This window comes from Staphylococcus warneri (assembly GCF_900636385.1).
Lineage (GTDB): Bacteria > Bacillota > Bacilli > Staphylococcales > Staphylococcaceae > Staphylococcus > Staphylococcus warneri.
Map to the genome: position 1 here is coordinate 670,736 of NZ_LR134269.1, position 26,993 is coordinate 697,728.

At 33.7% G+C, this 26,993-nt stretch carries 41 protein-coding genes and 1 pseudogene; 41 read left to right on the forward strand and 1 reads right to left on the reverse strand.

The window, feature by feature from the left end; genetic code table 11:
* The first annotated feature begins 10 nt into the window (after positions 1-10).
* The 33 genes from rplB to EL082_RS03295 all read left to right on the forward strand — a co-directional run bounded on the left by rplB (position 11) and on the right by EL082_RS03295 (position 18,484).
* A complete protein-coding gene (gene rplB, locus EL082_RS03135; protein ID WP_002450523.1) occupies positions 11-844 on the forward strand; it encodes a 50S ribosomal protein L2 in 834 nt (277 codons plus the stop codon).
* A 67-nt stretch (positions 845-911) separates the two neighbouring features.
* Positions 912-1,190, forward strand: a complete 279-nt coding sequence (rpsS, locus tag EL082_RS03140) for a 30S ribosomal protein S19 (RefSeq protein WP_049415998.1) — start codon at positions 912-914, stop codon at positions 1,188-1,190.
* Between the two features lie 28 nt (positions 1,191-1,218).
* Positions 1,219-1,572: a 50S ribosomal protein L22 gene (gene rplV / locus EL082_RS03145; protein ID WP_001829734.1), complete on the forward strand. Its 354-nt coding sequence runs from the start codon at positions 1,219-1,221 to the stop codon at positions 1,570-1,572.
* A 23-nt stretch (positions 1,573-1,595) separates the two neighbouring features.
* Positions 1,596-2,252, forward strand: coding sequence for a 30S ribosomal protein S3 (rpsC, locus tag EL082_RS03150; protein WP_002450521.1), 657 nt, complete (start codon positions 1,596-1,598; stop codon positions 2,250-2,252).
* 2 nt (positions 2,253-2,254) lie between these two features.
* Positions 2,255-2,689 (forward strand): 50S ribosomal protein L16, encoded by a 435-nt coding sequence (gene rplP / locus EL082_RS03155; RefSeq protein ID WP_002450520.1) that lies wholly within the window; start codon positions 2,255-2,257, stop codon positions 2,687-2,689.
* Positions 2,679-2,888 (forward strand): 50S ribosomal protein L29, encoded by a 210-nt coding sequence (gene rpmC, locus EL082_RS03160; protein ID WP_000644737.1) that lies wholly within the window; start codon positions 2,679-2,681, stop codon positions 2,886-2,888. The genes rplP and rpmC overlap by 11 nt, the downstream gene beginning before the upstream one ends.
* Before the next feature lie 25 nt (positions 2,889-2,913).
* The gene (gene rpsQ, locus EL082_RS03165; RefSeq protein WP_002432741.1) at positions 2,914-3,177 is read left to right on the forward strand and encodes a 30S ribosomal protein S17; all 264 of its coding nucleotides are present in this window, start codon (positions 2,914-2,916) and stop codon (positions 3,175-3,177) included.
* 31 nt (positions 3,178-3,208) lie between these two features.
* A complete protein-coding gene (rplN, locus tag EL082_RS03170) occupies positions 3,209-3,577 on the forward strand; it encodes a 50S ribosomal protein L14 (RefSeq protein WP_002466492.1) in 369 nt (122 codons plus the stop codon).
* A 35-nt stretch (positions 3,578-3,612) separates the two neighbouring features.
* Positions 3,613-3,930 (forward strand): 50S ribosomal protein L24, encoded by a 318-nt coding sequence (rplX, locus tag EL082_RS03175; RefSeq protein WP_002466469.1) that lies wholly within the window; start codon positions 3,613-3,615, stop codon positions 3,928-3,930.
* Positions 3,931-3,955: 25 nt separating this feature from the next.
* Complete coding sequence (gene rplE / locus EL082_RS03180; protein WP_002466470.1) at positions 3,956-4,495, forward strand: 50S ribosomal protein L5; 540 nt, start codon at positions 3,956-3,958, stop codon at positions 4,493-4,495.
* 22 nt (positions 4,496-4,517) lie between these two features.
* Complete coding sequence (locus EL082_RS03185) at positions 4,518-4,703, forward strand: type Z 30S ribosomal protein S14 (protein WP_001829713.1); 186 nt, start codon at positions 4,518-4,520, stop codon at positions 4,701-4,703.
* 31 nt (positions 4,704-4,734) lie between these two features.
* Entirely contained in the window at positions 4,735-5,133 is a 399-nt protein-coding gene (gene rpsH, locus EL082_RS03190) for a 30S ribosomal protein S8 (RefSeq protein WP_002450517.1), read from the forward strand.
* Positions 5,134-5,157: 24 nt separating this feature from the next.
* Positions 5,158-5,694, forward strand: a complete 537-nt coding sequence (gene rplF, locus EL082_RS03195; RefSeq protein WP_002450516.1) for a 50S ribosomal protein L6 — start codon at positions 5,158-5,160, stop codon at positions 5,692-5,694.
* 31 nt (positions 5,695-5,725) lie between these two features.
* The gene (gene rplR, locus EL082_RS03200; RefSeq protein WP_002450515.1) at positions 5,726-6,088 is read left to right on the forward strand and encodes a 50S ribosomal protein L18; all 363 of its coding nucleotides are present in this window, start codon (positions 5,726-5,728) and stop codon (positions 6,086-6,088) included.
* Positions 6,089-6,108: 20 nt separating this feature from the next.
* Complete coding sequence (gene rpsE / locus EL082_RS03205) at positions 6,109-6,609, forward strand: 30S ribosomal protein S5 (RefSeq protein ID WP_002450514.1); 501 nt, start codon at positions 6,109-6,111, stop codon at positions 6,607-6,609.
* A gap of 16 nt (positions 6,610-6,625) precedes the next feature.
* The gene (gene rpmD, locus EL082_RS03210) at positions 6,626-6,805 is read left to right on the forward strand and encodes a 50S ribosomal protein L30 (protein WP_001096576.1); all 180 of its coding nucleotides are present in this window, start codon (positions 6,626-6,628) and stop codon (positions 6,803-6,805) included.
* A 16-nt stretch (positions 6,806-6,821) separates the two neighbouring features.
* Positions 6,822-7,262 carry a 50S ribosomal protein L15 gene (rplO, locus tag EL082_RS03215; protein WP_103286148.1) on the forward strand — a complete coding sequence of 147 codons (441 nt, stop codon included), beginning with the start codon at positions 6,822-6,824 and terminating at the stop codon, positions 7,260-7,262.
* Positions 7,262-8,557, forward strand: coding sequence for a preprotein translocase subunit SecY (gene secY, locus EL082_RS03220; RefSeq protein WP_002466482.1), 1,296 nt, complete (start codon positions 7,262-7,264; stop codon positions 8,555-8,557). The genes rplO and secY overlap by 1 nt, the downstream gene beginning before the upstream one ends.
* A gap of 17 nt (positions 8,558-8,574) precedes the next feature.
* Complete coding sequence (locus tag EL082_RS03225) at positions 8,575-9,225, forward strand: adenylate kinase (protein WP_002450511.1); 651 nt, start codon at positions 8,575-8,577, stop codon at positions 9,223-9,225.
* A gap of 195 nt (positions 9,226-9,420) precedes the next feature.
* A complete protein-coding gene (gene infA / locus EL082_RS03230) occupies positions 9,421-9,639 on the forward strand; it encodes a translation initiation factor IF-1 (protein ID WP_001829792.1) in 219 nt (72 codons plus the stop codon).
* A 31-nt stretch (positions 9,640-9,670) separates the two neighbouring features.
* Positions 9,671-9,784 (forward strand): 50S ribosomal protein L36, encoded by a 114-nt coding sequence (gene rpmJ, locus EL082_RS03235; protein WP_000868342.1) that lies wholly within the window; start codon positions 9,671-9,673, stop codon positions 9,782-9,784.
* A 22-nt stretch (positions 9,785-9,806) separates the two neighbouring features.
* The gene (gene rpsM, locus EL082_RS03240) at positions 9,807-10,172 is read left to right on the forward strand and encodes a 30S ribosomal protein S13 (RefSeq protein WP_002450510.1); all 366 of its coding nucleotides are present in this window, start codon (positions 9,807-9,809) and stop codon (positions 10,170-10,172) included.
* A 23-nt stretch (positions 10,173-10,195) separates the two neighbouring features.
* A complete protein-coding gene (gene rpsK / locus EL082_RS03245) occupies positions 10,196-10,585 on the forward strand; it encodes a 30S ribosomal protein S11 (RefSeq protein WP_002450509.1) in 390 nt (129 codons plus the stop codon).
* Between the two features lie 76 nt (positions 10,586-10,661).
* The gene (locus EL082_RS03250; RefSeq protein WP_002450508.1) at positions 10,662-11,606 is read left to right on the forward strand and encodes a DNA-directed RNA polymerase subunit alpha; all 945 of its coding nucleotides are present in this window, start codon (positions 10,662-10,664) and stop codon (positions 11,604-11,606) included.
* A gap of 16 nt (positions 11,607-11,622) precedes the next feature.
* Positions 11,623-11,991 (forward strand): 50S ribosomal protein L17, encoded by a 369-nt coding sequence (rplQ, locus tag EL082_RS03255; RefSeq protein WP_002466473.1) that lies wholly within the window; start codon positions 11,623-11,625, stop codon positions 11,989-11,991.
* Between the two features lie 305 nt (positions 11,992-12,296).
* Entirely contained in the window at positions 12,297-13,106 is an 810-nt protein-coding gene (locus EL082_RS03260; protein ID WP_002466476.1) for an energy-coupling factor transporter ATPase, read from the forward strand.
* Complete coding sequence (locus tag EL082_RS03265) at positions 13,103-13,963, forward strand: energy-coupling factor transporter ATPase (protein WP_002466498.1); 861 nt, start codon at positions 13,103-13,105, stop codon at positions 13,961-13,963. The genes EL082_RS03260 and EL082_RS03265 overlap by 4 nt, the downstream gene beginning before the upstream one ends.
* Positions 13,953-14,759 (forward strand): energy-coupling factor transporter transmembrane component T family protein, encoded by an 807-nt coding sequence (locus EL082_RS03270; protein WP_002466501.1) that lies wholly within the window; start codon positions 13,953-13,955, stop codon positions 14,757-14,759. The genes EL082_RS03265 and EL082_RS03270 overlap by 11 nt, the downstream gene beginning before the upstream one ends.
* Positions 14,760-14,763: 4 nt before the next feature.
* Positions 14,764-15,567, forward strand: coding sequence for a tRNA pseudouridine(38-40) synthase TruA (gene truA, locus EL082_RS03275; RefSeq protein ID WP_002466509.1), 804 nt, complete (start codon positions 14,764-14,766; stop codon positions 15,565-15,567).
* A 269-nt stretch (positions 15,568-15,836) separates the two neighbouring features.
* Complete coding sequence (rplM, locus tag EL082_RS03280; RefSeq protein ID WP_002450502.1) at positions 15,837-16,274, forward strand: 50S ribosomal protein L13; 438 nt, start codon at positions 15,837-15,839, stop codon at positions 16,272-16,274.
* Between the two features lie 19 nt (positions 16,275-16,293).
* Positions 16,294-16,686, forward strand: a complete 393-nt coding sequence (gene rpsI, locus EL082_RS03285) for a 30S ribosomal protein S9 (protein WP_002450501.1) — start codon at positions 16,294-16,296, stop codon at positions 16,684-16,686.
* A 185-nt stretch (positions 16,687-16,871) separates the two neighbouring features.
* Entirely contained in the window at positions 16,872-17,786 is a 915-nt protein-coding gene (locus EL082_RS03290; RefSeq protein WP_103286147.1) for a DUF2268 domain-containing putative Zn-dependent protease, read from the forward strand.
* Complete coding sequence (locus tag EL082_RS03295) at positions 17,765-18,484, forward strand: MerR family transcriptional regulator (protein WP_002466500.1); 720 nt, start codon at positions 17,765-17,767, stop codon at positions 18,482-18,484. The genes EL082_RS03290 and EL082_RS03295 overlap by 22 nt, the downstream gene beginning before the upstream one ends.
* Positions 18,485-18,533: 49 nt before the next feature.
* Here EL082_RS03295 and EL082_RS03300 read toward each other — a convergent pair whose 3' ends face one another.
* Positions 18,534-19,262, reverse strand: coding sequence for an NAD-dependent protein deacylase (locus EL082_RS03300; protein WP_049415990.1), 729 nt, complete (start codon positions 19,260-19,262; stop codon positions 18,534-18,536).
* Positions 19,263-19,521: 259 nt separating this feature from the next.
* Here EL082_RS03300 and EL082_RS03305 point away from each other — a divergent pair, with 259 nt between their 5' ends.
* From EL082_RS03305 to lacG, 8 genes and pseudogenes are all read left to right on the forward strand, one after another.
* On the forward strand, positions 19,522-20,277 hold the full coding sequence (locus EL082_RS03305) for a DeoR/GlpR family DNA-binding transcription regulator (protein ID WP_015364794.1): 756 nt from the start codon (positions 19,522-19,524) through the stop codon (positions 20,275-20,277).
* Between the two features lie 277 nt (positions 20,278-20,554).
* The gene (gene lacA, locus EL082_RS03310; RefSeq protein WP_002466484.1) at positions 20,555-20,983 is read left to right on the forward strand and encodes a galactose-6-phosphate isomerase subunit LacA; all 429 of its coding nucleotides are present in this window, start codon (positions 20,555-20,557) and stop codon (positions 20,981-20,983) included.
* Positions 20,984-21,000: 17 nt separating this feature from the next.
* The gene (gene lacB / locus EL082_RS03315; protein ID WP_002466506.1) at positions 21,001-21,516 is read left to right on the forward strand and encodes a galactose-6-phosphate isomerase subunit LacB; all 516 of its coding nucleotides are present in this window, start codon (positions 21,001-21,003) and stop codon (positions 21,514-21,516) included.
* A 12-nt stretch (positions 21,517-21,528) separates the two neighbouring features.
* A complete protein-coding gene (gene lacC / locus EL082_RS03320) occupies positions 21,529-22,461 on the forward strand; it encodes a tagatose-6-phosphate kinase (RefSeq protein ID WP_103286146.1) in 933 nt (310 codons plus the stop codon).
* Between the two features lie 3 nt (positions 22,462-22,464).
* Positions 22,465-23,436 (forward strand): annotated as a pseudogene (gene lacD / locus EL082_RS03325) (tagatose-bisphosphate aldolase).
* Between the two features lie 31 nt (positions 23,437-23,467).
* On the forward strand, positions 23,468-23,779 hold the full coding sequence (locus tag EL082_RS03330) for a PTS lactose/cellobiose transporter subunit IIA (protein WP_002450492.1): 312 nt from the start codon (positions 23,468-23,470) through the stop codon (positions 23,777-23,779).
* 5 nt (positions 23,780-23,784) lie between these two features.
* Positions 23,785-25,506 (forward strand): lactose-specific PTS transporter subunit EIIC, encoded by a 1,722-nt coding sequence (locus EL082_RS03335; protein WP_002466517.1) that lies wholly within the window; start codon positions 23,785-23,787, stop codon positions 25,504-25,506.
* An 18-nt stretch (positions 25,507-25,524) separates the two neighbouring features.
* Positions 25,525-26,937, forward strand: coding sequence for a 6-phospho-beta-galactosidase (gene lacG / locus EL082_RS03340; RefSeq protein ID WP_002466520.1), 1,413 nt, complete (start codon positions 25,525-25,527; stop codon positions 26,935-26,937).
* The last annotated feature ends 56 nt before the right edge of the window (positions 26,938-26,993 follow it).

Sequence of the window (26,993 nt, forward strand, 5' to 3'; positions counted from 1 at the left end):
GTAAACGACAATGGCTCTTAAAAAGTATAAGCCAATAACTAATGGTCGTCGTAATATGACTTCATTAGATTTCGCTGAAATTACGAAAACTACACCAGAAAAGTCATTATTACAACCGCTACCGAAAAGAGCGGGACGTAACAACCAAGGTAAATTGACTGTTCGCCATCATGGTGGAGGACATAAACGTCAATACCGTGTTATCGATTTCAAACGTAACAAAGACGGCATCAACGCTAAAGTTGATTCTATCCAATATGATCCAAACCGTTCAGCTAACATTGCATTATTAGTATATGCTGATGGTGAAAAACGTTATATTATCGCACCTAAAGGATTACAAGTAGGTCAAACAGTTGAAAGTGGTGCTGAAGCAGATATCAAAGTAGGTAATGCTTTACCATTACAAAATATTCCTGTTGGTACAGTAATCCACAATATCGAGTTAAAACCTGGTAAAGGTGGACAAATCGCTCGTTCAGCTGGTGCTAGCTCACAGGTATTAGGTAAAGAAGGTAAATATGTATTAATCAGATTACGCTCTGGTGAAGTTCGTATGATTCTTTCAACTTGCCGTGCTACTATTGGTCAAGTTGGTAATATCCAACACGAACTAGTAAATGTTGGTAAAGCTGGACGTTCAAGATGGAAAGGTATCCGCCCTACAGTTCGTGGTTCTGTAATGAACCCTAACGATCACCCACACGGTGGTGGTGAAGGTCGTGCACCAATCGGTAGACCATCTCCAATGTCACCTTGGGGTAAACCTACGCTTGGTAAGAAAACACGTCGTGGTAAAAAATCATCAGACAAACTTATCGTTCGTGGACGTAAGAAAAAATAATAAAATTAACTTATTTGGGTGTGCGGCGTAACAGCTGCACGCACAGAATAAGAAGGGAGGCGCCCAAATGGCTCGTAGTATTAAAAAAGGACCTTTCGTCGATGATTACTTAATGAAAAAAGTTGAAGCACAAGACGGAAGTGAAAAAAAACAAGTAATTAAAACATGGTCTCGTCGTTCTACAGTTTTCCCAAATTTCATTGGTCATACTTTCGCAGTATACGATGGACGTAAACATGTACCTGTATATGTTACAGAAGATATGGTAGGTCACAAATTAGGTGAATTCGCACCAACTCGTACATTTAAAGGTCATGCTGTTGACGATAAAAAAACAAGAAGATAATTTTTAATAAGTAGAGGAGGAAATCCTAATGGAAGCAAAAGCGGTTGCTAGAACAATAAGAATCGCACCTCGTAAAGTAAGATTAGTTCTTGACTTAATTAGAGGTAAAAATGCTGGAGAAGCTATTGCAATTTTAAAATTAACAAACAAAGCTTCATCTCCAGTTATCGAAAAAGTATTAATGTCCGCTTTAGCTAATGCTGAACATAACTACGACATGAACACAGATGAATTAGTAGTTAAAGAAGCTTACGCTAACGAAGGACCAACTTTAAAACGTTTCCGCCCACGTGCGCAAGGACGTGCAAGTGCGATCAACAAACGTACAAGCCACATTACAATCGTCGTAAGTGACGGTAAAGAAGAAGCTAAAGAAGCTTAATAACTTTCTAAGGAGGGAATACTGTGGGTCAAAAAATTAATCCAATCGGACTTCGTGTTGGAATTATCCGTGATTGGGAAGCAAAATGGTATGCTGAAAAAGATTTCGCTTCACTATTACACGAAGATTTAAAAATCCGTAAATTTATTGATAATGAATTAAAAGAAGCATCAGTTTCTCACGTAGATATCGAACGTGCTGCAAACCGTATTAATATCGCAATTCATACTGGTAAACCTGGTATGGTAATTGGTAAAGGCGGTTCTGAAATTGATAAACTTCGTAACAAATTAAACGCTTTAACTGATAAAAAAGTACACATCAACGTAATTGAAATTAAGAAAATTGATATCGATGCAAGATTAGTTGCTGAAAATATCGCACGTCAATTAGAAAACCGTGCTTCATTCCGTCGTGTACAAAAACAAGCTATTACAAGAGCTATGAAACTTGGTGCTAAAGGTATTAAAACTCAAGTATCAGGTCGTTTAGGCGGAGCTGATATTGCTCGTGCTGAACAATATTCTGAAGGAACTGTTCCACTTCATACATTACGTGCTGACATCGATTATGCACACGCTGAAGCAGATACTACTTATGGTAAATTAGGCGTTAAAGTATGGATCTATCGTGGAGAAGTTCTTCCTACTACTAAGAACACTAGTGAAGGAGGAAAATAATCATGTTACTACCAAAACGTGTTAAATATCGTCGTCAACATCGTCCTAAAACAACTGGTCGTTCAAAAGGCGGTAACTATGTAACATTTGGTGAGTATGGTTTACAAGCAACTACAACGTCTTGGATCACTTCTCGTCAAATCGAATCAGCTCGTATTGCAATGACTCGTTATATGAAACGTGGTGGGAAAGTTTGGATCAAAATCTTCCCTCATACACCATATACTAAAAAACCTTTAGAAGTACGTATGGGTGCCGGTAAAGGTGCGGTTGAAGGCTGGATCGCAGTCGTTAAACCTGGTAGAATTTTATTCGAAGTCGCTGGTGTACAAGAAGAAGTTGCACGCGAAGCACTACGTTTAGCAAGTCACAAACTTCCAGTAAAAACTAAGTTTGTAAAACGTGAAGAATTGGGTGGTGAAACAAATGAAAGCTAAGGAAATTAGAGACTTAACCACTTCAGAAATCGAAGAACAAATCAAATCTTCAAAAGAAGAGCTTTTTAACCTACGCTTTCAGTTAGCTACAGGTCAATTAGAAGAAACTGCACGTATTCGCACAGTAAGAAAAACGATTGCACGTCTAAAAACTGTTGCTCGTGAAAGAGAAATTGAACAAAGTAAGGCTAATCAATAATTAATTGAAAGAGGAGGTTACAAAAGTGAGCGAAAGAAATGATCGTAAAGTTTATGTAGGTAGAGTTGTTTCTGATAAAATGGACAAGACAATTACAGTACTTGTTGAAACTTACAAAACACACAAATTATACGGCAAACGAGTAAAATACTCAAAAAAATACAAAACTCATGATGAAAACAATTCAGCTAAATTAGGAGACATTGTTAAAATTCAAGAAACTCGTCCTTTATCAGCAACAAAACGTTTTCGTTTAGTAGAAATTGTTGAAGAGTCAGTAATTATTTAATTCAAGATTAGAGATAAGGGAGGTTTAACTAATGATCCAACAAGAGACACGTTTAAAAGTAGCAGACAACTCTGGTGCTCGTGAAGTTCTTACAATCAAAGTATTAGGTGGATCTGGTCGCAAAACAGCGAACATCGGCGATGTTATCGTATGTACTGTTAAAAATGCAACACCAGGTGGCGTTGTTAAAAAAGGCGATGTTGTCAAAGCTGTTGTAGTACGTACTAAATCAGGTGTACGCCGTAACGATGGTTCATATATCAAATTTGACGAAAATGCATGTGTTATCATTCGTGATGACAAAGGCCCACGTGGTACTCGTATCTTTGGTCCTGTTGCTCGTGAATTACGTGAAGGTAACTTCATGAAAATCGTATCATTAGCACCAGAAGTACTATAAAATCAATTAACCAAAATATATAAGGAGGTGCCCACATGCATATCAAAAAAGGTGACAACGTAAAAGTTATCGCAGGTAAAGACAAAGGTAAAGAAGGTAAAGTAGTAGCTACTGAACCTAAACGTGACCGTGTCGTTGTGGAAGGTGTTAACGTTATTAAAAAACACCAAAAACCAACTCAATTAAACCCTGAAGGTGGAATTTTAGAAACAGAGGCAGCTATCCATGTTTCTAACGTACAATTATTAGACCCTAAAACAAACGAACCAACACGTGTAGGTTACAAATTTGTTGATGGTAAAAAAGTTCGTATTGCAAAAAAATCTGGCGAAGAAATTAAATCTAATAATTAATTACTAGTTGAAAGGAGGATCCACTTTGAACCGTTTAAAAGAAAAATTCAATTCTGAAGTTACTGAGAACTTAGTAAAGAAATTTAACTATAGTTCAGTAATGGAAGTACCTAAAATTGACAAAATCGTAGTGAACATGGGTGTAGGTGACGCTGTTCAAAACTCTAAAGTGTTAGATAACGCTGTTGAAGAGTTAGAATTAATCACTGGTCAAAAACCATTAGTAACTAAAGCTAAAAAATCAGTTGCAACATTCCGTTTACGTGAAGGTATGCCAATCGGTGCGAAAGTTACACTTCGCGGAGAAAGAATGTATGAATTCTTAGACAAACTAATTTCAGTATCACTACCACGTGTACGTGACTTCCAAGGTGTTTCTAAAAAAGCATTCGATGGTCGCGGTAACTACACATTAGGTGTTAAAGAACAATTAATTTTCCCTGAAATCGATTATGATAAAGTAAGCAAAGTAAGAGGAATGGATATTGTTATCGTAACTACTGCTAACACTGACGAGGAAGCTCGTGAATTGTTATCAAACTTCGGTATGCCATTTCGTAAATAATCTCTAAAAGGAGGCTAATTAAGTGGCTAAAACTTCAATGGTTGCTAAGCAACAAAAAAAACAAAAATTCGCAGTTCGTGAATACACTCGTTGTGAACGCTGTGGTCGTCCACATTCTGTATATCGTAAATTTAAATTATGCCGTATTTGTTTCCGTGAATTAGCTTACAAAGGCCAAATTCCTGGCGTACGCAAAGCTAGCTGGTAATAAACAAGAGTCTGAAAGGAGGCAACAATCAATGACAATGACAGATCCAATCGCAGATATGCTAACTCGTGTAAGAAACGCAAACATGGTTCGTCACGATAAATTAGAATTACCTGCGTCTAATATCAAAAAAGAAATTGCTGAAATCTTAAAAAACGAAGGTTTCATTAAAAACGTTGAATACGTAGAAGACGATAAGCAAGGTGTTATTCGTTTATTCTTAAAATATGGTCAAAACAATGAACGTGTTATCACAGGATTAAAACGTATTTCAAAACCAGGTTTACGTGTTTATGCTAAAGCTAACGAAGTACCAAAAGTACTTAATGGTTTAGGTATTGCATTAGTATCAACTTCTGAAGGTGTTATCACTGATAAAGAAGCAAGAAAACGTAATGTTGGTGGAGAAATTATCGCATACGTTTGGTAATAAATAATAAGGAGGTGCCATAACATGAGTCGTGTTGGTAAGAAAATTATTGACATCCCTAGTGACGTAACAGTAACTTTTGACAAAAACAATGTAACTGTTAAAGGTCCAAAAGGTGAATTATCAAAAACATTAAACGAAAGAATGACATTCAAACAAGAAGAAAACACAATTGAAGTTGTAAGACCATCTGATTCTAAAGATGACAGAACAGATCATGGTACAACTCGTGCTTTATTAAATAATATGGTACAAGGTGTTTCTCAAGGTTTCGAAAAAACGCTTGAACTTGTTGGTGTAGGTTACCGTGCTCAAATGCAAGGTAATGATTTAGTACTTAACGTTGGTTACTCTCACCCAGTTGAAATTAAAGCCGAAGATGGAATTACTTTCGCTGTAGAGAAAAACACAACTGTTAAAGTTTCTGGTGTATCTAAAGAGCAAGTTGGGGCAATCGCTTCTAACATCCGTTCAGTAAGACCTCCAGAACCTTATAAAGGTAAAGGTATTCGTTACCAAGGTGAATACGTACGCCGTAAAGAAGGTAAAACTGGTAAATAATAGATAACACTCTACAGAAAGGAGTATTGAAATGATCAGTAAAATTGATAAAAATAAAGTGCGTTTGAAAAGACATTCACGTGTTCGTACTAAATTATCAGGTACAGCTGAAAAGCCACGTTTAAATGTATATCGTTCAAACAAACACATTTACGCACAAATCATTGATGATGTTAAAGGCGAAACATTAGCTCAAGCTTCATCTAAAGATAAAGATATTGCTAACGAATCAGCTACAAAAGTTGATTTATCAACAAAAGTTGGCGAAACAATTGCTAAAAAAGCAAGTGATAAAGGAATTAAAGAAATCGTATTCGATCGTGGAGGTTACTTATACCACGGACGCGTTAAAGCATTAGCAGAAGCTGCTAGAGAAAACGGTTTAGAATTTTAATTTAAAGGAGGGACAAATACATGGCTCGTAGAGAAGAAGAAACGAAAGAATTTGAAGAACGCGTTGTTACAATCAATCGTGTTGCTAAAGTTGTTAAAGGTGGACGTCGTTTCCGTTTCACTGCATTAGTAGTAGTGGGAGACAAAAATGGTCGTGTAGGTTTCGGTACTGGTAAAGCACAAGAGGTACCAGAAGCAATCAAAAAAGCTGTAGAAGCAGCTAAAAAAGATTTAGTTGTAGTTCCACGTGTTGAAGGTACTACACCTCACACAATCACTGGCCGTTATGGTTCAGGTAGTGTATTCATGAAACCTGCAGCTCCTGGTACTGGTGTTATCGCTGGTGGACCAGTTCGTGCGGTATTAGAATTAGCAGGTATCACTGATATCTTAAGTAAATCATTAGGTTCAAACACACCAATTAACATGGTTCGTGCAACTTTAAATGGTTTACAAAACCTTAAAAACGCTGAAGATGTTGCGAAATTACGCGGCAAAACAGTTGAAGAATTATATAATTAAGGAGGGAAAATAAGTTATGGCTAAATTACAAATTACCCTCACTCGTAGTGTTATTGGTCGTCCTGAAACACAACGTAAAACTGTTGAAGCTTTAGGTCTTAAAAAGACTAATAGTTCAGTAGTTGTTGAAGATAACCCTGCTATTCGTGGGCAAATCAACAAAGTTAAACATTTATTAACAGTAGAAGAAAAATAATTAAGGAGGTGCCGACATGAAATTACATGAGTTAAAACCAGCAGAAGGTTCACGTAAAGAACGAAACCGTGTAGGTCGTGGTGCAGCAACTGGTAATGGTAAAACAAGTGGCCGTGGACATAAAGGTCAAAAAGCACGTTCAGGTGGTAAAGTAAGACCTGGATTTGAAGGTGGACAATTACCATTATTCCGTCGTTTACCAAAACGTGGTTTCACTAACATAAATCGTAAAGAATATGCTATTGTTAACTTAGACCAACTTAATCAATTCGAAGATGGTACTGAAGTAACTCCAGCTTTATTAGTAGAATCTGGTGTTGTTAAGAACGAAAAATCTGGTATCAAAGTACTAGGTAACGGCTCACTAGATAAAAAATTAACAGTGAAAGCTCATAAGTTATCAACTTCAGCAGCAGAAGCTATTGATGCTAAAGGTGGAGCACACGAGGTGATCTAATGTTTCAAACGCTTGTGAGCTTCTTTAAAACTAAAGAAGTTCGAAACAAGATTTTCTTCACTCTAGCAATGTTAGTGATCTTTAAGATTGGGACTTATATTCCAGCTCCTGGAGTAAATCCTAATGCTTTTGATCAAGCAGCAAAAGGTTCTCAAGGTGTCACTGATTTACTTAACACTTTCGGTGGTGGAGCCTTGAAGAACTTTTCAATATTTGCGATGGGAATCATGCCATACATTACCGCATCTATTGTAATGCAATTATTACAGATGGATATTGTTCCTAAGTTCTCTGAATGGGCTAAACAAGGTGATGTAGGTAGAAGAAAAATCAACAATGTAACACGTTATTTCGCTATTATTTTAGCATTCATTCAGTCAATAGGTATGTCGTTCCAATTCAATAACTTATATGGTGGCCGCTTAATTGTAAGTCATTCTGTATATAGTTATTTATTGATTGCACTAACTTTAACAGCAGGAACTGCATTCTTGATATGGCTTGGTGACCAAATCACTCAGTTTGGTGTTGGTAATGGTATTTCACTTATCATCTTTGCAGGTATTTTATCAACGTTACCATCAAGTATCATTCAAGCAGGCCAACAAGCATTTGTAGGTCAAGAAGATACGTCTTTAGCTTGGTTGAAAATAGTAGCACTCATTGTTGCATTAGTACTGTTAACAGTAGGTGCAATATTTGTACTTGAAGCGAAACGTAAAATTCCTATTCAATATGCAAAGAAACAAACAGCTCAACGATTAGGTTCACAAGCAACTTATCTACCTTTAAAAGTTAACTCAGCTGGTGTTATTCCTGTTATCTTTGCGATGGCATTTTTCTTATTACCAAGAACGTTGACGCTATTTTTCCCTAAAGCTGAATGGGCACAACAAATAGCTGATACAGCAAATCCATCAAGCAACATAGGAATGGTTATCTATATTGTATTAATCATTGCATTTGCATATTTTTATGCATTTGTTCAAGTTAATCCAGAAAAAATGGCTGACAACCTTAAGAAACAAGGTAGTTATGTCCCAGGAATTCGTCCTGGTGAACAAACAAAAAAATATATTACTAAAGTGCTTTATCGATTAACATTTGTTGGCTCTATTTTCTTAGCTGTCATTGCAATTTTACCGATATTAGCGACTAAGTTTATGGGCTTACCAAGATCAATTCAAATTGGTGGTACAAGCTTACTTATCGTTATCGGTGTTGCTATAGAGACTATGAAATCATTAGAAGCGCAAGTAAATCAAAAAGAGTATAAAGGCTTTGGTGGTAGATAATTTGTAGGAGGGCACTTATGAATATCATTTTAATGGGCTTACCTGGTGCAGGTAAAGGAACTCAAGCGAGTGAAATTGTTAAGAAATTCCCAATACCACACATATCTACTGGTGACATGTTCAGAAAAGCGATTAAAGATGAAACTGATTTAGGTAAAGAAGCTAAATCGTACATGGATCGTGGAGAATTAGTCCCTGATGAAGTTACTGTGGGTATCGTTAAAGAAAGAATTTCTGAAGACGATGCAAAAAAAGGATTTTTATTAGATGGATTCCCTAGAACAATCGATCAAGCAGAAGCTTTAAATTCAATTATGGCTGAACTTGATAGAAATATTGATGCTGTCATCAATATTGAAGTTCCAGAGGAAGAACTAATGAATCGTCTTACAGGTCGTCGTATCTGTGAGAATTGTGGTACAACTTATCATCTTGTATTTAATCCTCCAAAAGTTGAAGGTATTTGTGATCTTGATGGCGGTAAATTATATCAACGTGAAGATGATAATCCGGAAACTGTTTCAAATCGTTTGAAAGTCAATGTTAAACAATCAAAACCTATATTAGAATACTATGATAATAAAGGTGTATTAAAAAATATTGATGGTTCAAAAGATATTGAAGAGGTTACTACTGATGTCATTGATATCTTAGACCAATTACAATAGATCAACTTTTACGATCTATGTTGATGTGAATGTTTACTAACACTGTAATATACAATTTAATATGAGTGACAAATAACGATAATTAATTCCCGTAATTTTTGTTAAACTTATTAAAGCTAGTCACTAATAGATTCGTATCGTTGAAGTTGTCTATTGACGATAACCTTACTATTGCAAAAAGGGGGAAGTTAATCAATGGCTAAACAAGATGTTATTGAATTAGAAGGTACTGTATTAGATACTTTACCAAACGCAATGTTTAAAGTAGAATTAGAAAATGGTCATGAAATTTTAGCACATGTAAGTGGAAAAATTAGAATGAACTACATTCGAATTCTACCTGGCGACAAAGTAACTGTTGAGATGTCTCCGTATGATTTATCACGCGGTAGAATTACTTATCGTTATAAATAATCGTCACTCCATAATATAGGGAGGTATTAAAATGAAAGTAAGACCATCAGTAAAACCAATTTGCGAAAAATGTAAAGTCATTAAACGTAAAGGTAAAGTAATGGTAATTTGTGAAAATCCAAAACACAAACAAAGACAAGGTTAATAAAAGAGAGGTGTAAATGTATATGGCACGTATTGCAGGAGTGGATATTCCACGTGAAAAACGCGTTGTTATTTCTTTAACTTATGTATATGGTATCGGTACTTCTACTGCGAAAAAAATCGTTGAAGAAGCTAACGTATCAGCAGACACTCGCGTAAAAGATTTAACTGACGATGAATTAGGTCGCATCCGTGAAGTAGTTGATAGCTACAAAGTAGAAGGTGACTTACGTCGTGAGCAAAACTTAAACATTAAACGTTTAATGGAAATTTCATCATACCGTGGTATTCGTCACCGTCGTGGCTTACCAGTTCGCGGTCAAAAAACTAAAAACAACGCTCGTACGCGTAAAGGCCCAGTTAAAACTGTAGCGAACAAGAAAAAATAATCGGTAAAGGAGGCAAATAATAAATGGCACGTAAACAAGTATCTCGTAAACGTAAAGTGAAAAAGAATATTGAAAGTGGTGTTGCACACATCCGTTCAACATTCAATAATACAATTGTAACGATTACTGACGAATTCGGTAATGCATTATCTTGGTCATCAGCTGGTGCATTAGGATTCAAAGGATCTAAAAAATCAACACCATTCGCAGCGCAAATGGCGTCTGAAACAGCTTCTAAAACAGCTATGGAACATGGTTTAAAAACTGTAGAAGTAACAGTTAAAGGACCTGGACCAGGCCGTGAATCAGCTATCCGTGCATTACAATCAGCAGGACTTGAAGTAACAGCAATCAGAGACGTTACTCCAGTACCACATAATGGTTGTCGTCCACCAAAACGTCGTCGCGTCTAATTTATGGTTGTGTTGTTACAGGTCACTGAGCAAACAGTATAAATCAAGTCGACGTATTTAAGGAGGATATTTGTAAATGATAGAAATCGAAAAACCTAGAATTGAGACAATTGAAATTAGTGAAGATGCTAAATTCGGTAAGTTCGTTGTTGAACCACTTGAACGTGGCTACGGTACTACACTAGGAAACTCCTTACGTCGTATCCTACTATCTTCATTACCAGGATCAGCAGTTAAGTACATCGAAATTGAAGGCGTGTTACACGAATTCTCAGCAGTAGATAATGTTGTTGAAGATGTATCTACTATTATTATGAACATCAAAAAGCTAGCATTAAAAATCTATTCTGAAGAAGATAAAACTTTAGAAATCGATGTTAAGGATGAAGGTGAAGTTACTGCAAGTGATATTACTCACGACAGTGATGTAGAGATTTTAAATCCTGAACTTAAAATTGCTACTGTTTCTAAAGGTGGACATTTAAAAGTTCGTCTTGTTGCTAATAAGGGTAGAGGTTACGCATTAGCTGAAACAAATAATACTAGTGATTTACCAATTGGTGTAATTCCAGTAGATTCACTATATTCACCTGTAGAACGTGTTAACTATACAGTTGAAAACACACGTGTAGGTCAAAGTAGTGATTTTGATAAATTAACTTTAGATGTTTGGACTAATGGTTCAATCACTCCTCAAGAATCAGTATCATTAGCAGCAAAAATAATGACTGAACACTTGAATATCTTTGTAGGTCTAACTGATGAAGCACAAAATGCTGAAATCATGATCGAAAAAGAGGAAGATCAAAAAGAAAAAGTATTAGAAATGTCTATTGAAGAACTAGACTTATCTGTACGTTCTTATAACTGCTTGAAACGCGCAGGAATCAATTCTGTACAAGAGTTAGCTGATAAATCTGAAGCTGACATGATGAAAGTGCGTAATTTAGGTCGTAAATCTCTTGAAGAAGTAAAATATAAATTAGAAGATTTAGGATTAGGATTAAGAAAAGAAGATTGATAAAGGAGGTTAACTCATGGGTTACAGAAAATTAGGTCGTACTTCTGATCAACGTAAAGCTATGTTACGTAACTTAGCTACTTCACTTATCGTAAGTGAGCGTATTGAAACTACAGAAGCTCGTGCAAAAGAAGTTCGCAGTGTTGTTGAGAAATTAATCACTTTAGGTAAAAAAGGAGATTTAGCTTCTCGTCGTAATGCAGCTAAAACATTACAAAATGTTGAAATCTTAAACGAAGATGAAACTACTCAAACTGCTCTTCAAAAATTATTCGGTGAAATCGCTGAACGTTATACAGACCGCCAAGGTGGTTATACTCGTATTCTTAAAGAAGGCCCTCGTCGTGGTGACGGTGCTGAATCAGTAATTATCGAATTAGTATAATTTAATTATAAATACACTAACTACTTATATATAAAGCAAATGAGTGCAACGATAATATCTGCCACATACAGACATTGTCTAGCTCAGAGTACCCCATCAAACTAAATATTAAATTAAAGCGTGAACTCAACAAAACTGATGGGGTGCGCGCTTTTTTATTTTAAGCTGAGATATTTATATCCTCAGCTTTTTTTAATACTTCATTGATAGAAATACAAAATGCTTTTAATCATAATGAACACGTATACATATGATATTAAATAATGTAAAATGTTAAAGGTAACTAAAAATAAGGGGGAATAAAAGTGAAGGAAGAACAAAATATTATAGAATTCAAAAATGTATCTTTTAAATACCAAAGTGATTCTGCCTTCACTTTAAATGACGTGTCATTTCATATTCCTCGAGGCCAATGGACGAGTATTGTTGGTCACAACGGTTCAGGTAAGTCTACTGTTACTAAACTAATGGTAGGCATTGAAGAATCAGATGAAGGACAAATTTTATTTAATCAACATAAAATTGATAAAGATAATATAGCCCAAATAAGAAAACAAATTGGTATTGTTTTTCAGAATCCAGACAACCAATTTGTGGGTGCAATTGTAAAGTATGATGTTGCCTTTGGTTTGGAAAATCATTCAGTACCTTATCACGAAATGCAGGAAAAAGTGACAAGAGCATTGAAACAAGTAGACATGTTAGATTTAGCAGAATACGAACCACATTCTTTATCGGGTGGTCAAAAACAAAGAGTAGCTATTGCTAGTGTTTTAGCATTAAATCCATCCGTCATTATCTTAGATGAAGCTACATCAATGTTAGATCCTGTAGCTAAAACATCATTATTACAATTAGTAAAAGAACTTCAAAAGGAACAACAAATTACAATTATTTCTATTACACATGATTTAGCAGAAACGATGAGTGCAGATAATATTATTGTTATGAATCATGGGAGAATTTATAAACAAGGTAAACCCAATGAAATCTATAATGATGTTGATCAATTAATGAAAATAGGTCTAGAATTACCTTTTGCTATGAAAATGAATCAACTATTGTTTGAAAGTTCATCATTTGTCACATATGAAGGGTTGGTTGATCAATTATGAGTCTAAATATGAATAATGTGAGCTATATTTATCAACCTAAAACACCATATGAGTTTAAAGCCATAAATAACATTTCACTTACTTTTGAACAAGGACATTATTACGCGATTGTCGGACAAACTGGTAGTGGTAAATCAACATTGATTCAACATATCAATGCACTTCTAAAGCCAACAAATGGGTCAATAGAATTTAATGAAAAGCGTATAGACAGAAAAACGAAAGATAAATTTTTAAGACCTATACGTAAACATGTAGGTATGGTTTTCCAATTTCCAGAATCACAACTTTTTGAAGATACTGTAGAAAAGGAAATTGAATTTGGACCGAAAAATTTCAATATGAATGTACAAAAAGTGAAAGACACAGCTTTTGATATGTTATTAGAACTTGGTTTTTCACGAAATGTCATGTCTTTATCACCGTTTCAAATGTCGGGTGGTCAAATGAGAAAATTAGCATTAGTTTCTATTTTAGCTATGGATCCTGATATAATCGTTGTCGATGAACCAACTGCAGGTCTAGACCCTAAAAGTAGACTTCAAGTTATGACTTTACTTAAAAAATTGCAAACTGAACAGCATAAGACAATTATACTAGTGACTCATGACATGAATGATGTTGCTAAATATGCTGAAGAAATCATCGTTATGCAAAAAGGTGAGGTAAAGGCTATTGAAAATCCTAGAACGCTTTTCAGTCGCCCTGAAACACTTAATCAATGGCATATCACTATGCCTGATGTTGTTTGTTTACAACATGACTTTGAAACGAAATATAATACAAAATTACCAACCACTGCTTTAACAGAAGAAGAGTTTGTAGAGTTGTACAAGGAGTGGCAAAATGAAAAATAAATTAATAATTGGACGCTACCTTCCTAGCAATTCATTTATTCATCATTTAGATCCAAGATCAAAACTGATATTTGTATTTATTTTTATTATTTTTATATTTTTATGCCATTCCTTTGGTACATATGCATGGTTGTTTATATTGATTTTATTAATTGTGAGAATGGCTAAAATTAATTTTATGTTTTTAATTAAAGGACTAACACCAATATTTGTCTTTTTAATATTTACATTTTTAATGCACTTATTCTTTACAAAAGGTGGTACAGTTCTTTTACATTGGCACTTTATCACTATTGAAAGTAATGGTATTTTAGAAGGCGTTTATATTTCCTTACGCTTAATTTTCATTGTTATGATAGCGACTGTAATGACACTTTCAACAAGTCCTATTGATTTGACAGATGCGTTTGAAAAATTATTAACACCATTAAAATGGTTGAAACTACCAGTACATCAATTAAGTATGATGATGTCTATCGCATTAAGATTCATACCAACGCTTATGGATGAACTTGATAAAATTATTTTAGCGCAAAAATCTAGAGGCTCTGAAATAAGTTCTGGAGGCGTTGTTACAAGAATTAAAGCATTCATTCCATTGATGATTCCATTGTTCATTTCTGCCTTTCAAAGAGCAGAGGAATTAGCGATTGCTATGGAAGTAAGGGGATATGATGCATACGCAGAAAGAACGAGCTACAGACTACTTCAGTGGCGTCTGAGAGATACATTGATATTGTTACTATTAATTCCTATATTAGGTGTATTATTGTTAATTAAATTTATGGGAGTGTAAATGATTGCGTATTTTAGTAGAAATAGAATATCAAGGTAACCAATTTTTAGGATTTCAAATTCAACAACAAGGTAGAACTGTGCAACAGCAATTTGAAAAAATACTAAAAAGAATGCACAAACGCCATATACGTATACACCCTTCTAGTCGTACTGATAGAGGTGTACATGCGTACCAACAATATTTTCATTTTGATACAGAATTACAAATTGAAAATAGTAAATGGCAATATGCAATGAATAGTGCATTACCAGATGATATATATGTGAAATCTGTTCAACACGTCGATGAAGATTTTCATTGCAGATATGATTGTGTAGGCAAACGGTATCGATATAAAGTTTATCAAGCTAAGCATCGGGATCCATTTCAAAGTGGGTTGAAAACCTATATAGCAGATTCATTAGACTTAAATCAGATGAATGAAGCTGCAAAACGATTTATAGGTACTCACGACTTTACTGGATTCTGTTCACAAAAAACAGAAGTAGAGAGTAAGGTGAGAACCTTATACCAAAGTGAAATCGTAAAAACAGATGAAGGCTTCGATTACATCGTTACTGGATCAGGCTTCTTATATAATATGGTTCGTGTACTAGTCGCCTTTTTAATAGAAGTAGGAAAAGGTAAAAGATCTCCAGAAGAAATCCCACAATTACTAGAGGAGAAAAATAGAAATAAAATACCTTTTACTGCGCCATCTGAAGGGCTATATTTAGAAAAAGTTTATTTATCAGATAAAGCATTAATTAAAGATTTTGGAGACGAAATTAAAATACATTATAAAAAATCATTACAAAATGATTGAATTGCATTGACAAAAGGCCTATGAAATTATAAGATTATTAACGGTATTGTTTTATATCCACCCCACGATAAGCCCCGGAATCTTATTGTGTTACAAGATATATAAGCAAAATAGAACAACAGTTAACAAAATAAATGAAATCTACGCTTTAAATCGTAACAATTTTTAAATCAAACCAAATAGAATATAGACATTACGGAAGTAACTATTGTTAATCAAGTTTGTCTAGAGTCTAAAACGAAGCATTTATTTTTAGGAGGACAATTATTATGCGTCAAACATTTATGGCAAATGAATCAAACATTGAGCGCAAATGGTATGTTATCGATGCTGAAGGCCAAACATTAGGTCGTTTATCATCAGAAGTAGCATCTATCTTACGCGGTAAAAATAAAGTAACTTATACACCACACGTTGATACAGGTGATTATGTAATCATTATCAACGCTTCAAAAATTCAATTCACTGGTAATAAAGAACAAGACAAAATGTATTACCGTCACTCAAATCACCCAGGTGGTTTAAAATCTATTTCTGCTGGTGAATTAAGAAGAACTAACCCAGAACGTTTACTTGAAACTTCAATTAAAGGTATGCTACCAAGTAGTCGTTTAGGCGAAAAACAAGGTAAAAAATTATTTGTATATGGTGGCGCTGAACATCCACACGCTGCACAACAACCAGAAAACTACGAGTTACGTGGTTAATTAGAAGGAGGAAATTACATTGGCACAAGTTGAATATAAAGGCACAGGCCGTCGTAAAAACTCAGTAGCACGTGTACGTTTAGTACCAGGTGAAGGTAACATCAAAGTTAACAACCGTGACGTACGTGACTACTTACCATTTGAATCATTAATCTTAGACTTAAACCAACCATTCGATGTTACTGAAACTAAAGGTAACTATGACGTTTTAGTTAACGTTCACGGTGGTGGATTCACAGGACAAGCACAAGCTATCCGTCACGGAATCGCTCGTGCATTATTAGAAGCAGATCCTGAATACAGAGGTTCTTTAAAACGCGCTGGATTATTAACACGTGACCCACGTATGAAAGAACGTAAAAAACCAGGTCTTAAAAAAGCTCGTCGTTCACCTCAATTCTCAAAACGTTAATATTGCCAAGCTTGTTGCGAACTTGTTCGCAAACAAATTGGTTTACCATTAATAGAGCGAAAAGCACTTCTCGAAAGTTCGAGAAGTGCTTTTTTGTGTTGTTTAAAGATAATATTAATTATAAATATTTCTTGAAAGTAACGTTACGTTATCCCTTATGTTAGTTGTAAGGAGGTAAAAATCATATGTACAATATAAAATTAATTAGATCTGATGAAGTATATAGACAACTTGTTAGTATGGAAAAAGATAAAAGAAACAAATATTTTAAAAAGAAAGTACTTAGAGAGTTTGAAATGAAGTTTCAAATACAGCAGATACCTTTTGATAAAGAGTGCAGTAATAATTTTGATATATTTTCATATTTAGGCCAATCGCATATTATTCCTAGTGAGATTAAATTAAATGACATAGACAAGATAAAAGAAATGGATAACCAATTTTGGAATGATTGTGAACATTCAATAAAGCGTGCAATACATCGATTTGAAATGTCTGATGTTCAACCTAAAATAAAAGAATATATATTTACAGCTTTATTAGGTGATGAAAATAAACCCACTATGTTCTTGAATCAAAATTATGTTGGTGATGGGGGCATACCAGGGTACATTATTCTATCATTAGTACCTAATAGTTATACATTAAGTAGAGTTAAAAGTGCAATTGCTCATGAAATTAATCATAATATTAGATATCAATATGTTGATTGGGATGGTGGTTCATTAGCAGAATTAATTGTAGCTGAAGGTTTAGCAGAAAATTTTGTAGAATCATTATATGGTACAGATTATATAGGTCCATGGGTAACATCAACAGACTGGAATAAGAACCAAAAATTAATCAAAAATCTTATAAAGAATAATTTGTCTATTAATAATATTTTTGAATCAACTCCTTATTTATACGGTGACGAAATTTCAAAATCATATGGAGGCGAACCAATGGGGATACCATACGCTGTTGGTTATACATGTGGGTATTACTTAATAAAATATTATTTAGAAAAAACAAAATGTAGTATTGAAAAAGCAACAATCAAATCAGCTGATGAAATTTTAAGTGAGGTGGAAGCGTTTTGGAATACCAATATAGTTTAAAAGAAATCATGAAAATAACAGGGGTAACCAAAAGAACACTACATTATTATGATGAAATTGCATTATTGAAAGTTAAAAAGAATGGAAGTAATCATAGAATATATTCTCAAAAAGATTTAGTGAAGTTACAAAAAATAATATTATTAAAAAGCATGGATATGAGTATTAAAGATATAAGTAAAGTTATCAATAAAAGTGATAGCGAATTGAAAATGGTATTAAAAAAGCAGAAAGAAATTTTAAATAGAAAAATAGAAAGTTTAGAAAATACAAAGAGTGCAGTTGAACAGTATATTAAAGATGTTCCAATTACAGAAATTAATGAATTGAATAATATAGCTTTTAAGCAATATCAGGAAGAAGCAAAAATAAAATATGGACATACAGATATTTATAAAGAATTCGTCATATCAAACGGTGAAAATCTATTTAAAGAAGAAAAAATGAAAGAGTTTGAAGAGATTTTCCAAAAATTTAATAAGCTATCTTTAAATAAAATAGATGTTGAGGATGCTTATGAAGTTGTGTATGAGTGGAAAGAGTTTATGAATCAAATTGGACTTATGGATAATCAATTGCTTTGTTTAATAGCAGATACATATCAAAGCGATGAAAGATTTAATAATTATTTTAAAAAATACGAAAATCCATATATAACTGAGTATATTTCTCAATCAATCAACTATCATTTATCATAATTGTCATAGTGAACAAGCACTTCTCGAAAGTTCGAGAAGTGCTTGTTTGTTATTTATTTAATTCTGAAACGACATTTATCATATCATCATTAATGACCAAAGAAGCATGAGCATCATAAGGTGTATAATCTTTATTGATAATAATTAAATTGTCACCTTTGAAATTGGATATGAGCCCTGCTGCAGGTTGTACGACTAAAGAAGAGCCTAGTACAACTAATGTGTCTGCATTTTCAATTTTCTGTAATGCACGCATTATAACATTTTGATCCAACATTTCCCCGTATAATACGATGTCAGGACGAATTGTAGCGCCACAAATATCACATTGCTTTAATTGTCTTTCAATAACATCCTTTTTAGAATATTGATGGTGACATTGATTACAATAAAAGGTGTTTAGTGACCCATGTAACTCATCTACATATTTATTACCTGCGTCCGAATGGAATCCATCGATATTTTGTGTGATGACACCTAAAGATTTTTCGTCATGTTCTAATTGTGCGATCCAATGATGAACTATATTTGGTGACTTATCTATATACATTAGTCTTTTATGACAAAAATTAATAAAACCTTTTGGATCATCTTGTAAATAATCACGACTTAGTAAGTATTCTGGAGAGTAACCTTCTTTAGATATTTCATCGAATAATCCGCCCATAGAGCGAAAGTCAGGTACACCACTTGCTACCGAAACGCCAGCACCTGTAAAAAATACAATGTTGCTAGAATGATTTAGTATATTTTTTAAAGATTCAATTTTATTATTCAAAAAGACACCTCATTTTTATAAAAATTTATCTATACTTTAACTTTATCTCAATCACAAAAACACTTTACAATGATATTATAATAATAAACCTATCGATATTGAAGACACCTGTAATTTAATAAAGTTCAATATAAGATGGAATTTACATAAAACTAGCATGGTAAACATTAGTAGAGTCACAGTGAGTAATATATGTTTAACTATCATTATATTACAATCAATGATACATTATAGAGCCTAATTAAGGAGGCAAAATAAGGTGAATAAGCACGACAGATTAGATGCGATTGCAAAATTAGTAAATAAAAAAGGAACTGTAAGAACCAATGAAATAGTAGACGGATTAAATGTTTCAGATATGACTGTAAGAAGAGATCTAGTAGAACTTGAAAATCAAGGCATTTTGACGAAAATACATGGTGGTGCACGTAGTAATTCTACTTTTCAATATAAAGAGATGTCACATAAAGAAAAGCACACACATCAGATGGAAGAAAAAAGATATATTGCTAAAAAAGCTATTTCATTAATAGAAGATGGAGATACTTTATTTTTAGGTCCTGGAACTACTGTAGAAATTTTAGCTGAAGAAATGAATCATCATTCTCTAACCATCATTACGAATTGCTTGCCTGTATACAAAATATTATTAGAGAAGCAAACAACTAATTTTCGTGTCTACTTATTAGGCGGAGAAATGCGACATTTGACCGAAGCATTTGTAGGTGAAATGACTAATACCATACTTGAAAAGCTACGTTTTAGTAAAATGTTCTTTAGTAGCAATGGTGTTAATAATGGTGCTGTCATGACATCTTCAATGGATGAAGCATATACGCAACAACTAGCCTTAGAACATTCGATTGAGAAGTATTTGTTAATCGACCATTCGAAAGTTGGAAAAGAAGACTTTACATCTTTTTGTCATTTAGATGATTTGACAGCAGTAGTGATGGACGTAACTGATTCTGAAAAGTTAGACCAAATTAAATCATATATTGAAGTTGTTGAATAATATTAAAATGAACCAAAACCTTGAATCAATCGATTCAAGGTTTTTTATTTTTGTTCATAAATTCAACATTTTCAAGTAGTTTTTCACACATTAATGTGTGATATTCACACAATTTAATTATAAATGTTTGAATAAACTATGAATTCAAACAAAATAGCAACATATTATGTTGAATTAATGTTTGATTACGTTTATAATTTAAACATGAAGATTTGAAAGCCTTTTCTCTAATTTTTGAAAGTCGCTTTTAATTAATAAATCAAAAAGGAGATTTTTTATGACAATCATTATTGGATCAGATGTTGATGGTAAACGTTTAAAAGATTTAATTAAAACATACCTAGTTGAAAAGAATTTCGATATTTTAGACGTAACAGAAGGTAAAGAATTAGATTTTGTTGATTCTACACTTGCCATAGCGAAAGAAGTACAAAAGAACGATGACAATTTAGGAATTGCTATCGATGCTTTTGGTGTAGGTAGCTTTATGACTGCTACAAAAATTAAAGGCATGATTGCTGCAGAAGTATCAGATGAAAGATCTGCTTATATGACAAGAGGTCATAATAATTCAAAAATGATCACTATGGGTTCAGAAATTGTTGGGGATACTTTAGCCAAAAATGTAGTTAAGGGATTCGTAAATGGTCATTATGATGGCGGACGTCATCAAATACGTGTAGATATGCTTAATAAAATGTGCTAATTAAAGGAGGATAAAAAATGAAGATAGCTTTAGGTTGCGATCATATAGTAACTGATACAAAAATGGAAGTTTCACAATTCTTAAAATCAAAAGGTCATGAAGTCATTGACGTTGGTACTTATGATTTTACACGAACACATTATCCAATCTTCGGTAAAAAAGTAGGAGAACAAGTCACTAGTGGGAATGCAGATTTAGGTATTTGTATTTGCGGAACAGGTGTAGGAATAAATAATGCAGTAAACAAAGTTCCAGGAGTAAGAGCAGCACTTGTACGTGATATGACATCAGCACTATACGCTAAAGAAGAACTCAATGCAAATGTTATTGGTTTCGGTGGGAAAATCATTGGTGAACTATTAATGTGCGATATTATTGAAGCATTTATCGATGCTAAATATAAACCAACTGAAAAAAGTGAAAAGTTAATTGCAAAAATTAAACATTTAGAAACGCATAATGCAGATCAAGCAGATCCTCATTTCTTCGATGAATTTTTAGAAAAATGGGACAAAGGCGAGTATCACGATTAAAGGACGACGCATATGATATTAACACTAACATTAAATCCATCTGTAGATATTTCATATGCAATTGAAGCGTTTCATCTAGATACAGTTAATCGAGTTTCAAATATCGATAAGACAGCAGGCGGTAAAGGTCTTAATGTGACACGTGTATTAAATCAATTAAGTGAACCTGTTACTGCTAGTGGTTTAATAGGTGGTCCATTAGGAGATTTTATTGAAAATCAATTAGATGATTCACAAATTAAACATTCGTTTTTCAAAATTAATGATGCAACGAGAAATTGTATTGCTGTACTACATCAAGGAAAGCAAACAGAGATTTTAGAACAAGGTCCAACAATAAGTGAAGAAGAAAGTTCTGATTTTTTAAATCACGTTGATACATTAATTAAAAAAATGGACGTCGTAGCGATATCAGGTAGCTTACCAAAGGGATTAAATCTGGATTATTATTCAAAGATTATTGAGAAATGTCATGAACATCAATTACCAGTCATACTTGATAGCTTTGGAGACACATTGATGACATCTATACACTCTCCATTTAAACCAACAGTTATTAAACCTAATATAGATGAACTATATCAACTTTTAAACCAACCAGTTGATGAGAGTATTGAAGGACTTAAGAAAGCACTAAATAACCCAATTTTCAATGATATCGAATGGGTTATTGTGTCATTAGGTGCCAAAGGTATGTTTGCTAAGCATCATAATCAATATTACAAAGTTAATATTCCATCTATAGAAGTATTAAATCCAGTTGGTTCGGGTGACTCTACAGTGGCTGGAATCGCTGCTGCATTGTTAAATCATGAGAGTGATGAACAACTACTTAAAAAGGCGAATACTTTAGGTATGCTAAATGCTCAAGAATCACGTACTGGATACGTCAATTTAAATAATTATGATGATTTGTATCATCAAATTGAATTATTCGAGGTGTAAATAATGGTAAAAACTCAAAATAAAACGGCAGCAATTTCACAATTAAGTAATGAGCAAGGTGTTATTTCAGCACTTGCATTTGACCAACGTGGTGCTTTAAAACGTATGATGGCTAAATATCAAACTGGTGAGCCAACAGTTGAACAAATTGAACAATTAAAAGTTTTAGTAGCAGAAGAATTAACTCAATACGCTTCATCTATCTTACTTGACCCAGAGTATGGTTTACCAGCAACATAAGCAAGAAATAAAAATTGTGGTTTATTATTAGCTTACGAAAAAACTGGTTACGACGTAAATGCTAAAGGCCGTTTACCAGATTGTTTAGTTGAATGGTCAGCAAAACGCTTAAAAGAACAAGGTGCAGATGCAGTTAAATTCTTATTATATTATGACGTTGATGATGAAGAACAGATCAATATTCAAAAACAAGCTTATATTGAAAGAATCGGTTCAGAATGTGTAGCAGAAGACATTCCATTCTTCTTAGAAGTTTTATCATATGATGACAATATTGCAGATAATGGCAGTGTTGAATTTGCAAAAGTAAAACCTAGAAAAGTGAACGAAGCTATGAAATTATTCTCAGAACCTCGATTCAACGTTGATGTATTAAAAGTAGAAGTACCTGTAAATATGAAATATGTTGAAGGATTTGCAGACGGAGAGGTTGTTTATACAAAAGAAGAAGCGGCACAACATTTCAGAGATCAAGAGGCTGCAACAAATTTACCATACATTTATTTAAGTGCTGGTGTATCTGCAGAATTATTCCAAGAAACATTAAAATTTGCACATGAAGCAGGTGCTAAATTTAATGGTGTACTTTGTGGACGTGCTACTTGGGCAGGTGCTGTTCAAGTATATATTGAGCAAGGTGAAGCGGCAGCACGTGAGTGGTTAAGAACAACTGGATTTAAAAATATCGACGATCTTAACAAAGTACTTACAAAAACAGCAACATCTTGGAAATAAATGATATTGATTTGAGGGGAGTATAACGCTCATGAATAGAGAAGAAGTACAATTAATTGGATTTGAAATTGTGGCATTTGCAGGAGATGCACGATCTAAGTTTTTAGAAGCATTAACAGCTGCACAAAATAAAGATTTTGACAAAGCAGAAGCTTTAATTGAAGAAGGTAAAAGCCTTATAGCAGATGCACACAAAGCTCAAACTAGTCTTTTAGCTAAAGAAGCTCAAGGAGAAGATATCGCATATAGTGTGACAATGATGCACGGTCAAGACCATTTAATGACAACGATTTTATTAAAAGATGTCATGTCACATTTAATAGAATTATATAAAAGAGGGTGAAGACCTTGATGAAAAAGTTAATTGCTCAAATTGAGAAGGGTAAACCATTTTTTGAAAAATTATCAAGAAACATTTATTTAAGAGCTATCCGTGATGGATTTATTTCAGCAATGCCTGTCATCTTATTCTCAAGTTTATTTTTACTAATCGCTTTTGTACCTAACGTATTTGGTTTCAAATGGGATAAAGAGATGGAAGGCATCTTGATGAAACCATATAACTATACAATGGGACTTGTAGCATTACTCGTAGCTGGAACGACAGCTAAATCACTTACAGATTCATACAATCGTAAGCTTGAAAGTACTAACCAAATCAACTTTATTTCAACAATGCTTGCGTCAATCTGTGGTTTCTTATTCTTAGCAGCCGATCCTGCTAAAGAAGGCGGATTTTTAAATGCATTTTTAGGAACTAAAGGATTATTAACTGCCTTTATATCAGCATTTATCACAGTTATTGTTTATAACTTCTTTATTAAACGTGATATTACTATCAAAATGCCTAAAGAAGTACCACCGAATATTTCACAAGTATTCAAAGATATTTTTCCATTTTCAGCAGTTATTTTAATTTTATATGGTATTGATTTAACAATTAGAGCGACTATTAAAACGAATGTTGCAGAAGCGGTACTTAAAGTATTTGAACCGTTATTTACAGCAGCTAATGGTTGGATTGGAATAACAATCATCTTTGGTGCCTTTGCATTATTCTGGTTTGTAGGTATCCATGGTCCTTCCATCGTAGAACCTGCAATTGCTGCCATTACATATGCAAATATTGAAGCTAACTTTAAGTTAATTCAAGCTGGTGAACATGCAAATAATGTTATTACATCAGGTACACAAATGTTTATCGTAACAATGGGTGGTACTGGTGCCACATTAGTTGTTCCATTTATGTTTATGTGGGTAGCTAAATCTAAACGTAACAGAGCTATTGGTAGAGCATCTGTTGTACCAACATTCTTTGGTGTAAATGAGCCGATCTTGTTTGGTGCTCCATTAGTTTTAAACCCAGTATTCTTTATACCTTTTGTATTAACACCAATTGTAAACGTATGGATCTTTAAATTCTTCGTTGATGTTTTAGGAATGAATAGTTTCTCAGTTAACTTACCATGGACTACTCCAGCGCCTTTAGGTATCGTCATGGGTACACAATTTGCACTGTTATCATTTGTTCTTGCAGTAGTATTAATCGTTGTTGATATCATTATCTATTATCCATTCTTAAAAGTGTATGATAATGAAATTTTAGAAGAAGAAGCCGGCATTAAGGAAAGTAATAGTGAGTTACAAGATAAAGTAGCAGCTAATTTCGATACTAAAAAGGCAGACGCTATTTTAGCATCACATTCAAATAAAGGTACTGAAACTAAAGCAGACTTAACAAACAATATTAAAGAACAAACAAATGTATTAGTCCTATGTGCAGGTGGAGGAACAAGTGGATTATTAGCTAATGCTTTAAATAAAGCAGCTGAAGAATTTAATGTTCCTGTCAAAGCTGCAGCTGGTGGCTACGGTGCACATATGGATATTATGAAAGATTATCAGTTAATTATTTTAGCCCCTCAAGTGGCTTCCAACTATGAAGATATCAAACAAGACACTGACAAATTAGGTATCAAGTTAGTTAAAACTCAAGGTGTTGAGTATATTAATTTAACGCGTGATGGACAAGCAGCACTAGCATTTGTACAAAAACAATTTGAAGATTAGATAGGAGCGTTTTTCATAATGACTAAAAAATTACCTGAAGATTTTATTTTTGGTGGAGCGACTGCCGCATATCAAGCTGAAGGAGCAACTCAAACGGATGGTAAAGGGCGTGTCGCATGGGATACTTATCTAGAAGAAAATTACTGGTATACTGCAGAACCTGCAAGTGATTTTTATCATCGCTATCCAGTGGATTTAGAATTAAGTGAAAAATTTGGTGTGAATGGTATTCGTATATCTATCGCATGGTCTAGAATTTTCCCAAATGGTTATGGAGAAGTAAATCCAAAAGGTGTTGAATATTACCATAAACTATTTGCCGAATGCCATAAGCGTCATGTAGAACCATTTGTTACATTACATCATTTCGATACACCTGAAGTACTTCACAAAGATGGTGACTTTTTAAATCGTAAAACGATTGACTATTTTGTAGATTATGCAGAATTCTGCTTTAAAGAGTTCCCTGAAGTAAAATACTGGACAACATTTAATGAAATTGGTCCTATTGGAGATGGTCAATACTTAGTTGGGAAGTTCCCTCCAGGTATAACATATGACTTTGGAAAAGTATTTCAATCTCATCACAACATGATGGTGGCACATGCCAAAGCAGTGAAGCTATTTAAAGATGGAGGATATAACGGCGAAATTGGTGTTGTACATGCATTACCAACTAAATATCCTTTAGATCCTAACAATCCAGAAGATGTTAAAGCAGCAGAATTAGAAGATATCATTCATAATAAATTCATTTTAGATGCAACATATTTAGGTAAATATTCAAGAGAAACTATGGAAGGCGTTCAACATATACTTTCTGTGAACGGTGGCAAATTAGATATCACAGATGAAGATTACCGAATTTTAGATGCAGCTAAAGATTTAAATGACTTCCTAGGTATTAACTATTATATGAGTGATTGGATGAAAGCTTACGATGGAGAATGTCTAATTACACATAACTCAACTGGAGATAAAGGTGGATCAAAATACCAATTAAAAGGTGTCGGACAAAGAGAGTTTGATGTCGATGTACCAAGAACAGATTGGGATTGGATGATTTACCCACAAGGTTTATATGACCAAATTATGCGTGTTGTCAAAGACTATCCAAATTATCATAAAATCTATATCACTGAAAATGGTTTAGGTTATAAAGATGAATTTATAGAATCTGAAAAAACAGTTCATGATGATGCACGTATTGATTATATTAAACAACATTTAAATGTTATCTCAGATGCAATAGCTGATGGTGCTAATGTTAAAGGTTATTTCTTATGGTCATTAATGGATGTGTTCTCATGGTCAAATGGTTATGAAAAACGATATGGATTATTCTATGTAGATTTTGATACACAAGAACGTTATCCAAAGAAAAGTGCTTATTGGTACAAACAATTAGCTGAAACAAGAGAAATTAAATAGAGTATTTTTTACAAGGTGTATCATTGCGATGCACCTTGGTTTTTTATGTGCGAAAT

Bases quoted from the DNA above. Each gene is read 5' to 3' on its own strand.
- EL082_RS03265 (WP_002466498.1), top strand. From the start codon at position 13,103: ATGAGTCTAAATATGAATAATGTGAGCTATATTTATCAACCTAAAACA.
- rpsM (WP_002450510.1), top strand. From the start codon at position 9,807: ATGGCACGTATTGCAGGAGTGGATATTCCACGTGAAAAACGCGTTGTT.
- rpmD (WP_001096576.1), top strand. From the start codon at position 6,626: ATGGCTAAATTACAAATTACCCTCACTCGTAGTGTTATTGGTCGTCCT.
- rplV (WP_001829734.1), top strand. From the start codon at position 1,219: ATGGAAGCAAAAGCGGTTGCTAGAACAATAAGAATCGCACCTCGTAAA.
- infA (WP_001829792.1), top strand. From the start codon at position 9,421: ATGGCTAAACAAGATGTTATTGAATTAGAAGGTACTGTATTAGATACT.
- rpsE (WP_002450514.1), top strand. From the start codon at position 6,109: ATGGCTCGTAGAGAAGAAGAAACGAAAGAATTTGAAGAACGCGTTGTT.
- rpmJ (WP_000868342.1), top strand. From the start codon at position 9,671: ATGAAAGTAAGACCATCAGTAAAACCAATTTGCGAAAAATGTAAAGTC.
- rpsK (WP_002450509.1), top strand. From the start codon at position 10,196: ATGGCACGTAAACAAGTATCTCGTAAACGTAAAGTGAAAAAGAATATT.
- rplR (WP_002450515.1), top strand. From the start codon at position 5,726: ATGATCAGTAAAATTGATAAAAATAAAGTGCGTTTGAAAAGACATTCA.
- EL082_RS03290 (WP_103286147.1), top strand. From the start codon at position 16,872: ATGTACAATATAAAATTAATTAGATCTGATGAAGTATATAGACAACTT.
- EL082_RS03330 (WP_002450492.1), top strand. From the start codon at position 23,468: ATGAATAGAGAAGAAGTACAATTAATTGGATTTGAAATTGTGGCATTT.
- rplM (WP_002450502.1), top strand. From the start codon at position 15,837: ATGCGTCAAACATTTATGGCAAATGAATCAAACATTGAGCGCAAATGG.
- secY (WP_002466482.1), top strand. From the start codon at position 7,262: ATGTTTCAAACGCTTGTGAGCTTCTTTAAAACTAAAGAAGTTCGAAAC.
- rpsH (WP_002450517.1), top strand. From the start codon at position 4,735: ATGACAATGACAGATCCAATCGCAGATATGCTAACTCGTGTAAGAAAC.
- lacB (WP_002466506.1), top strand. From the start codon at position 21,001: ATGAAGATAGCTTTAGGTTGCGATCATATAGTAACTGATACAAAAATG.
- lacG (WP_002466520.1), top strand. From the start codon at position 25,525: ATGACTAAAAAATTACCTGAAGATTTTATTTTTGGTGGAGCGACTGCC.
- rpmC (WP_000644737.1), top strand. From the start codon at position 2,679: ATGAAAGCTAAGGAAATTAGAGACTTAACCACTTCAGAAATCGAAGAA.
- lacC (WP_103286146.1), top strand. From the start codon at position 21,529: ATGATATTAACACTAACATTAAATCCATCTGTAGATATTTCATATGCA.
- rplF (WP_002450516.1), top strand. From the start codon at position 5,158: ATGAGTCGTGTTGGTAAGAAAATTATTGACATCCCTAGTGACGTAACA.
- rplQ (WP_002466473.1), top strand. From the start codon at position 11,623: ATGGGTTACAGAAAATTAGGTCGTACTTCTGATCAACGTAAAGCTATG.
- EL082_RS03225 (WP_002450511.1), top strand. From the start codon at position 8,575: ATGAATATCATTTTAATGGGCTTACCTGGTGCAGGTAAAGGAACTCAA.
- rpsS (WP_049415998.1), top strand. From the start codon at position 912: ATGGCTCGTAGTATTAAAAAAGGACCTTTCGTCGATGATTACTTAATG.
- rplB (WP_002450523.1), top strand. From the start codon at position 11: ATGGCTCTTAAAAAGTATAAGCCAATAACTAATGGTCGTCGTAATATG.
- rplO (WP_103286148.1), top strand. From the start codon at position 6,822: ATGAAATTACATGAGTTAAAACCAGCAGAAGGTTCACGTAAAGAACGA.
- rplX (WP_002466469.1), top strand. From the start codon at position 3,613: ATGCATATCAAAAAAGGTGACAACGTAAAAGTTATCGCAGGTAAAGAC.
- EL082_RS03250 (WP_002450508.1), top strand. From the start codon at position 10,662: ATGATAGAAATCGAAAAACCTAGAATTGAGACAATTGAAATTAGTGAA.
- rplN (WP_002466492.1), top strand. From the start codon at position 3,209: ATGATCCAACAAGAGACACGTTTAAAAGTAGCAGACAACTCTGGTGCT.
- lacA (WP_002466484.1), top strand. From the start codon at position 20,555: ATGACAATCATTATTGGATCAGATGTTGATGGTAAACGTTTAAAAGAT.
- EL082_RS03270 (WP_002466501.1), top strand. From the start codon at position 13,953: ATGAAAAATAAATTAATAATTGGACGCTACCTTCCTAGCAATTCATTT.
- rplP (WP_002450520.1), top strand. From the start codon at position 2,255: ATGTTACTACCAAAACGTGTTAAATATCGTCGTCAACATCGTCCTAAA.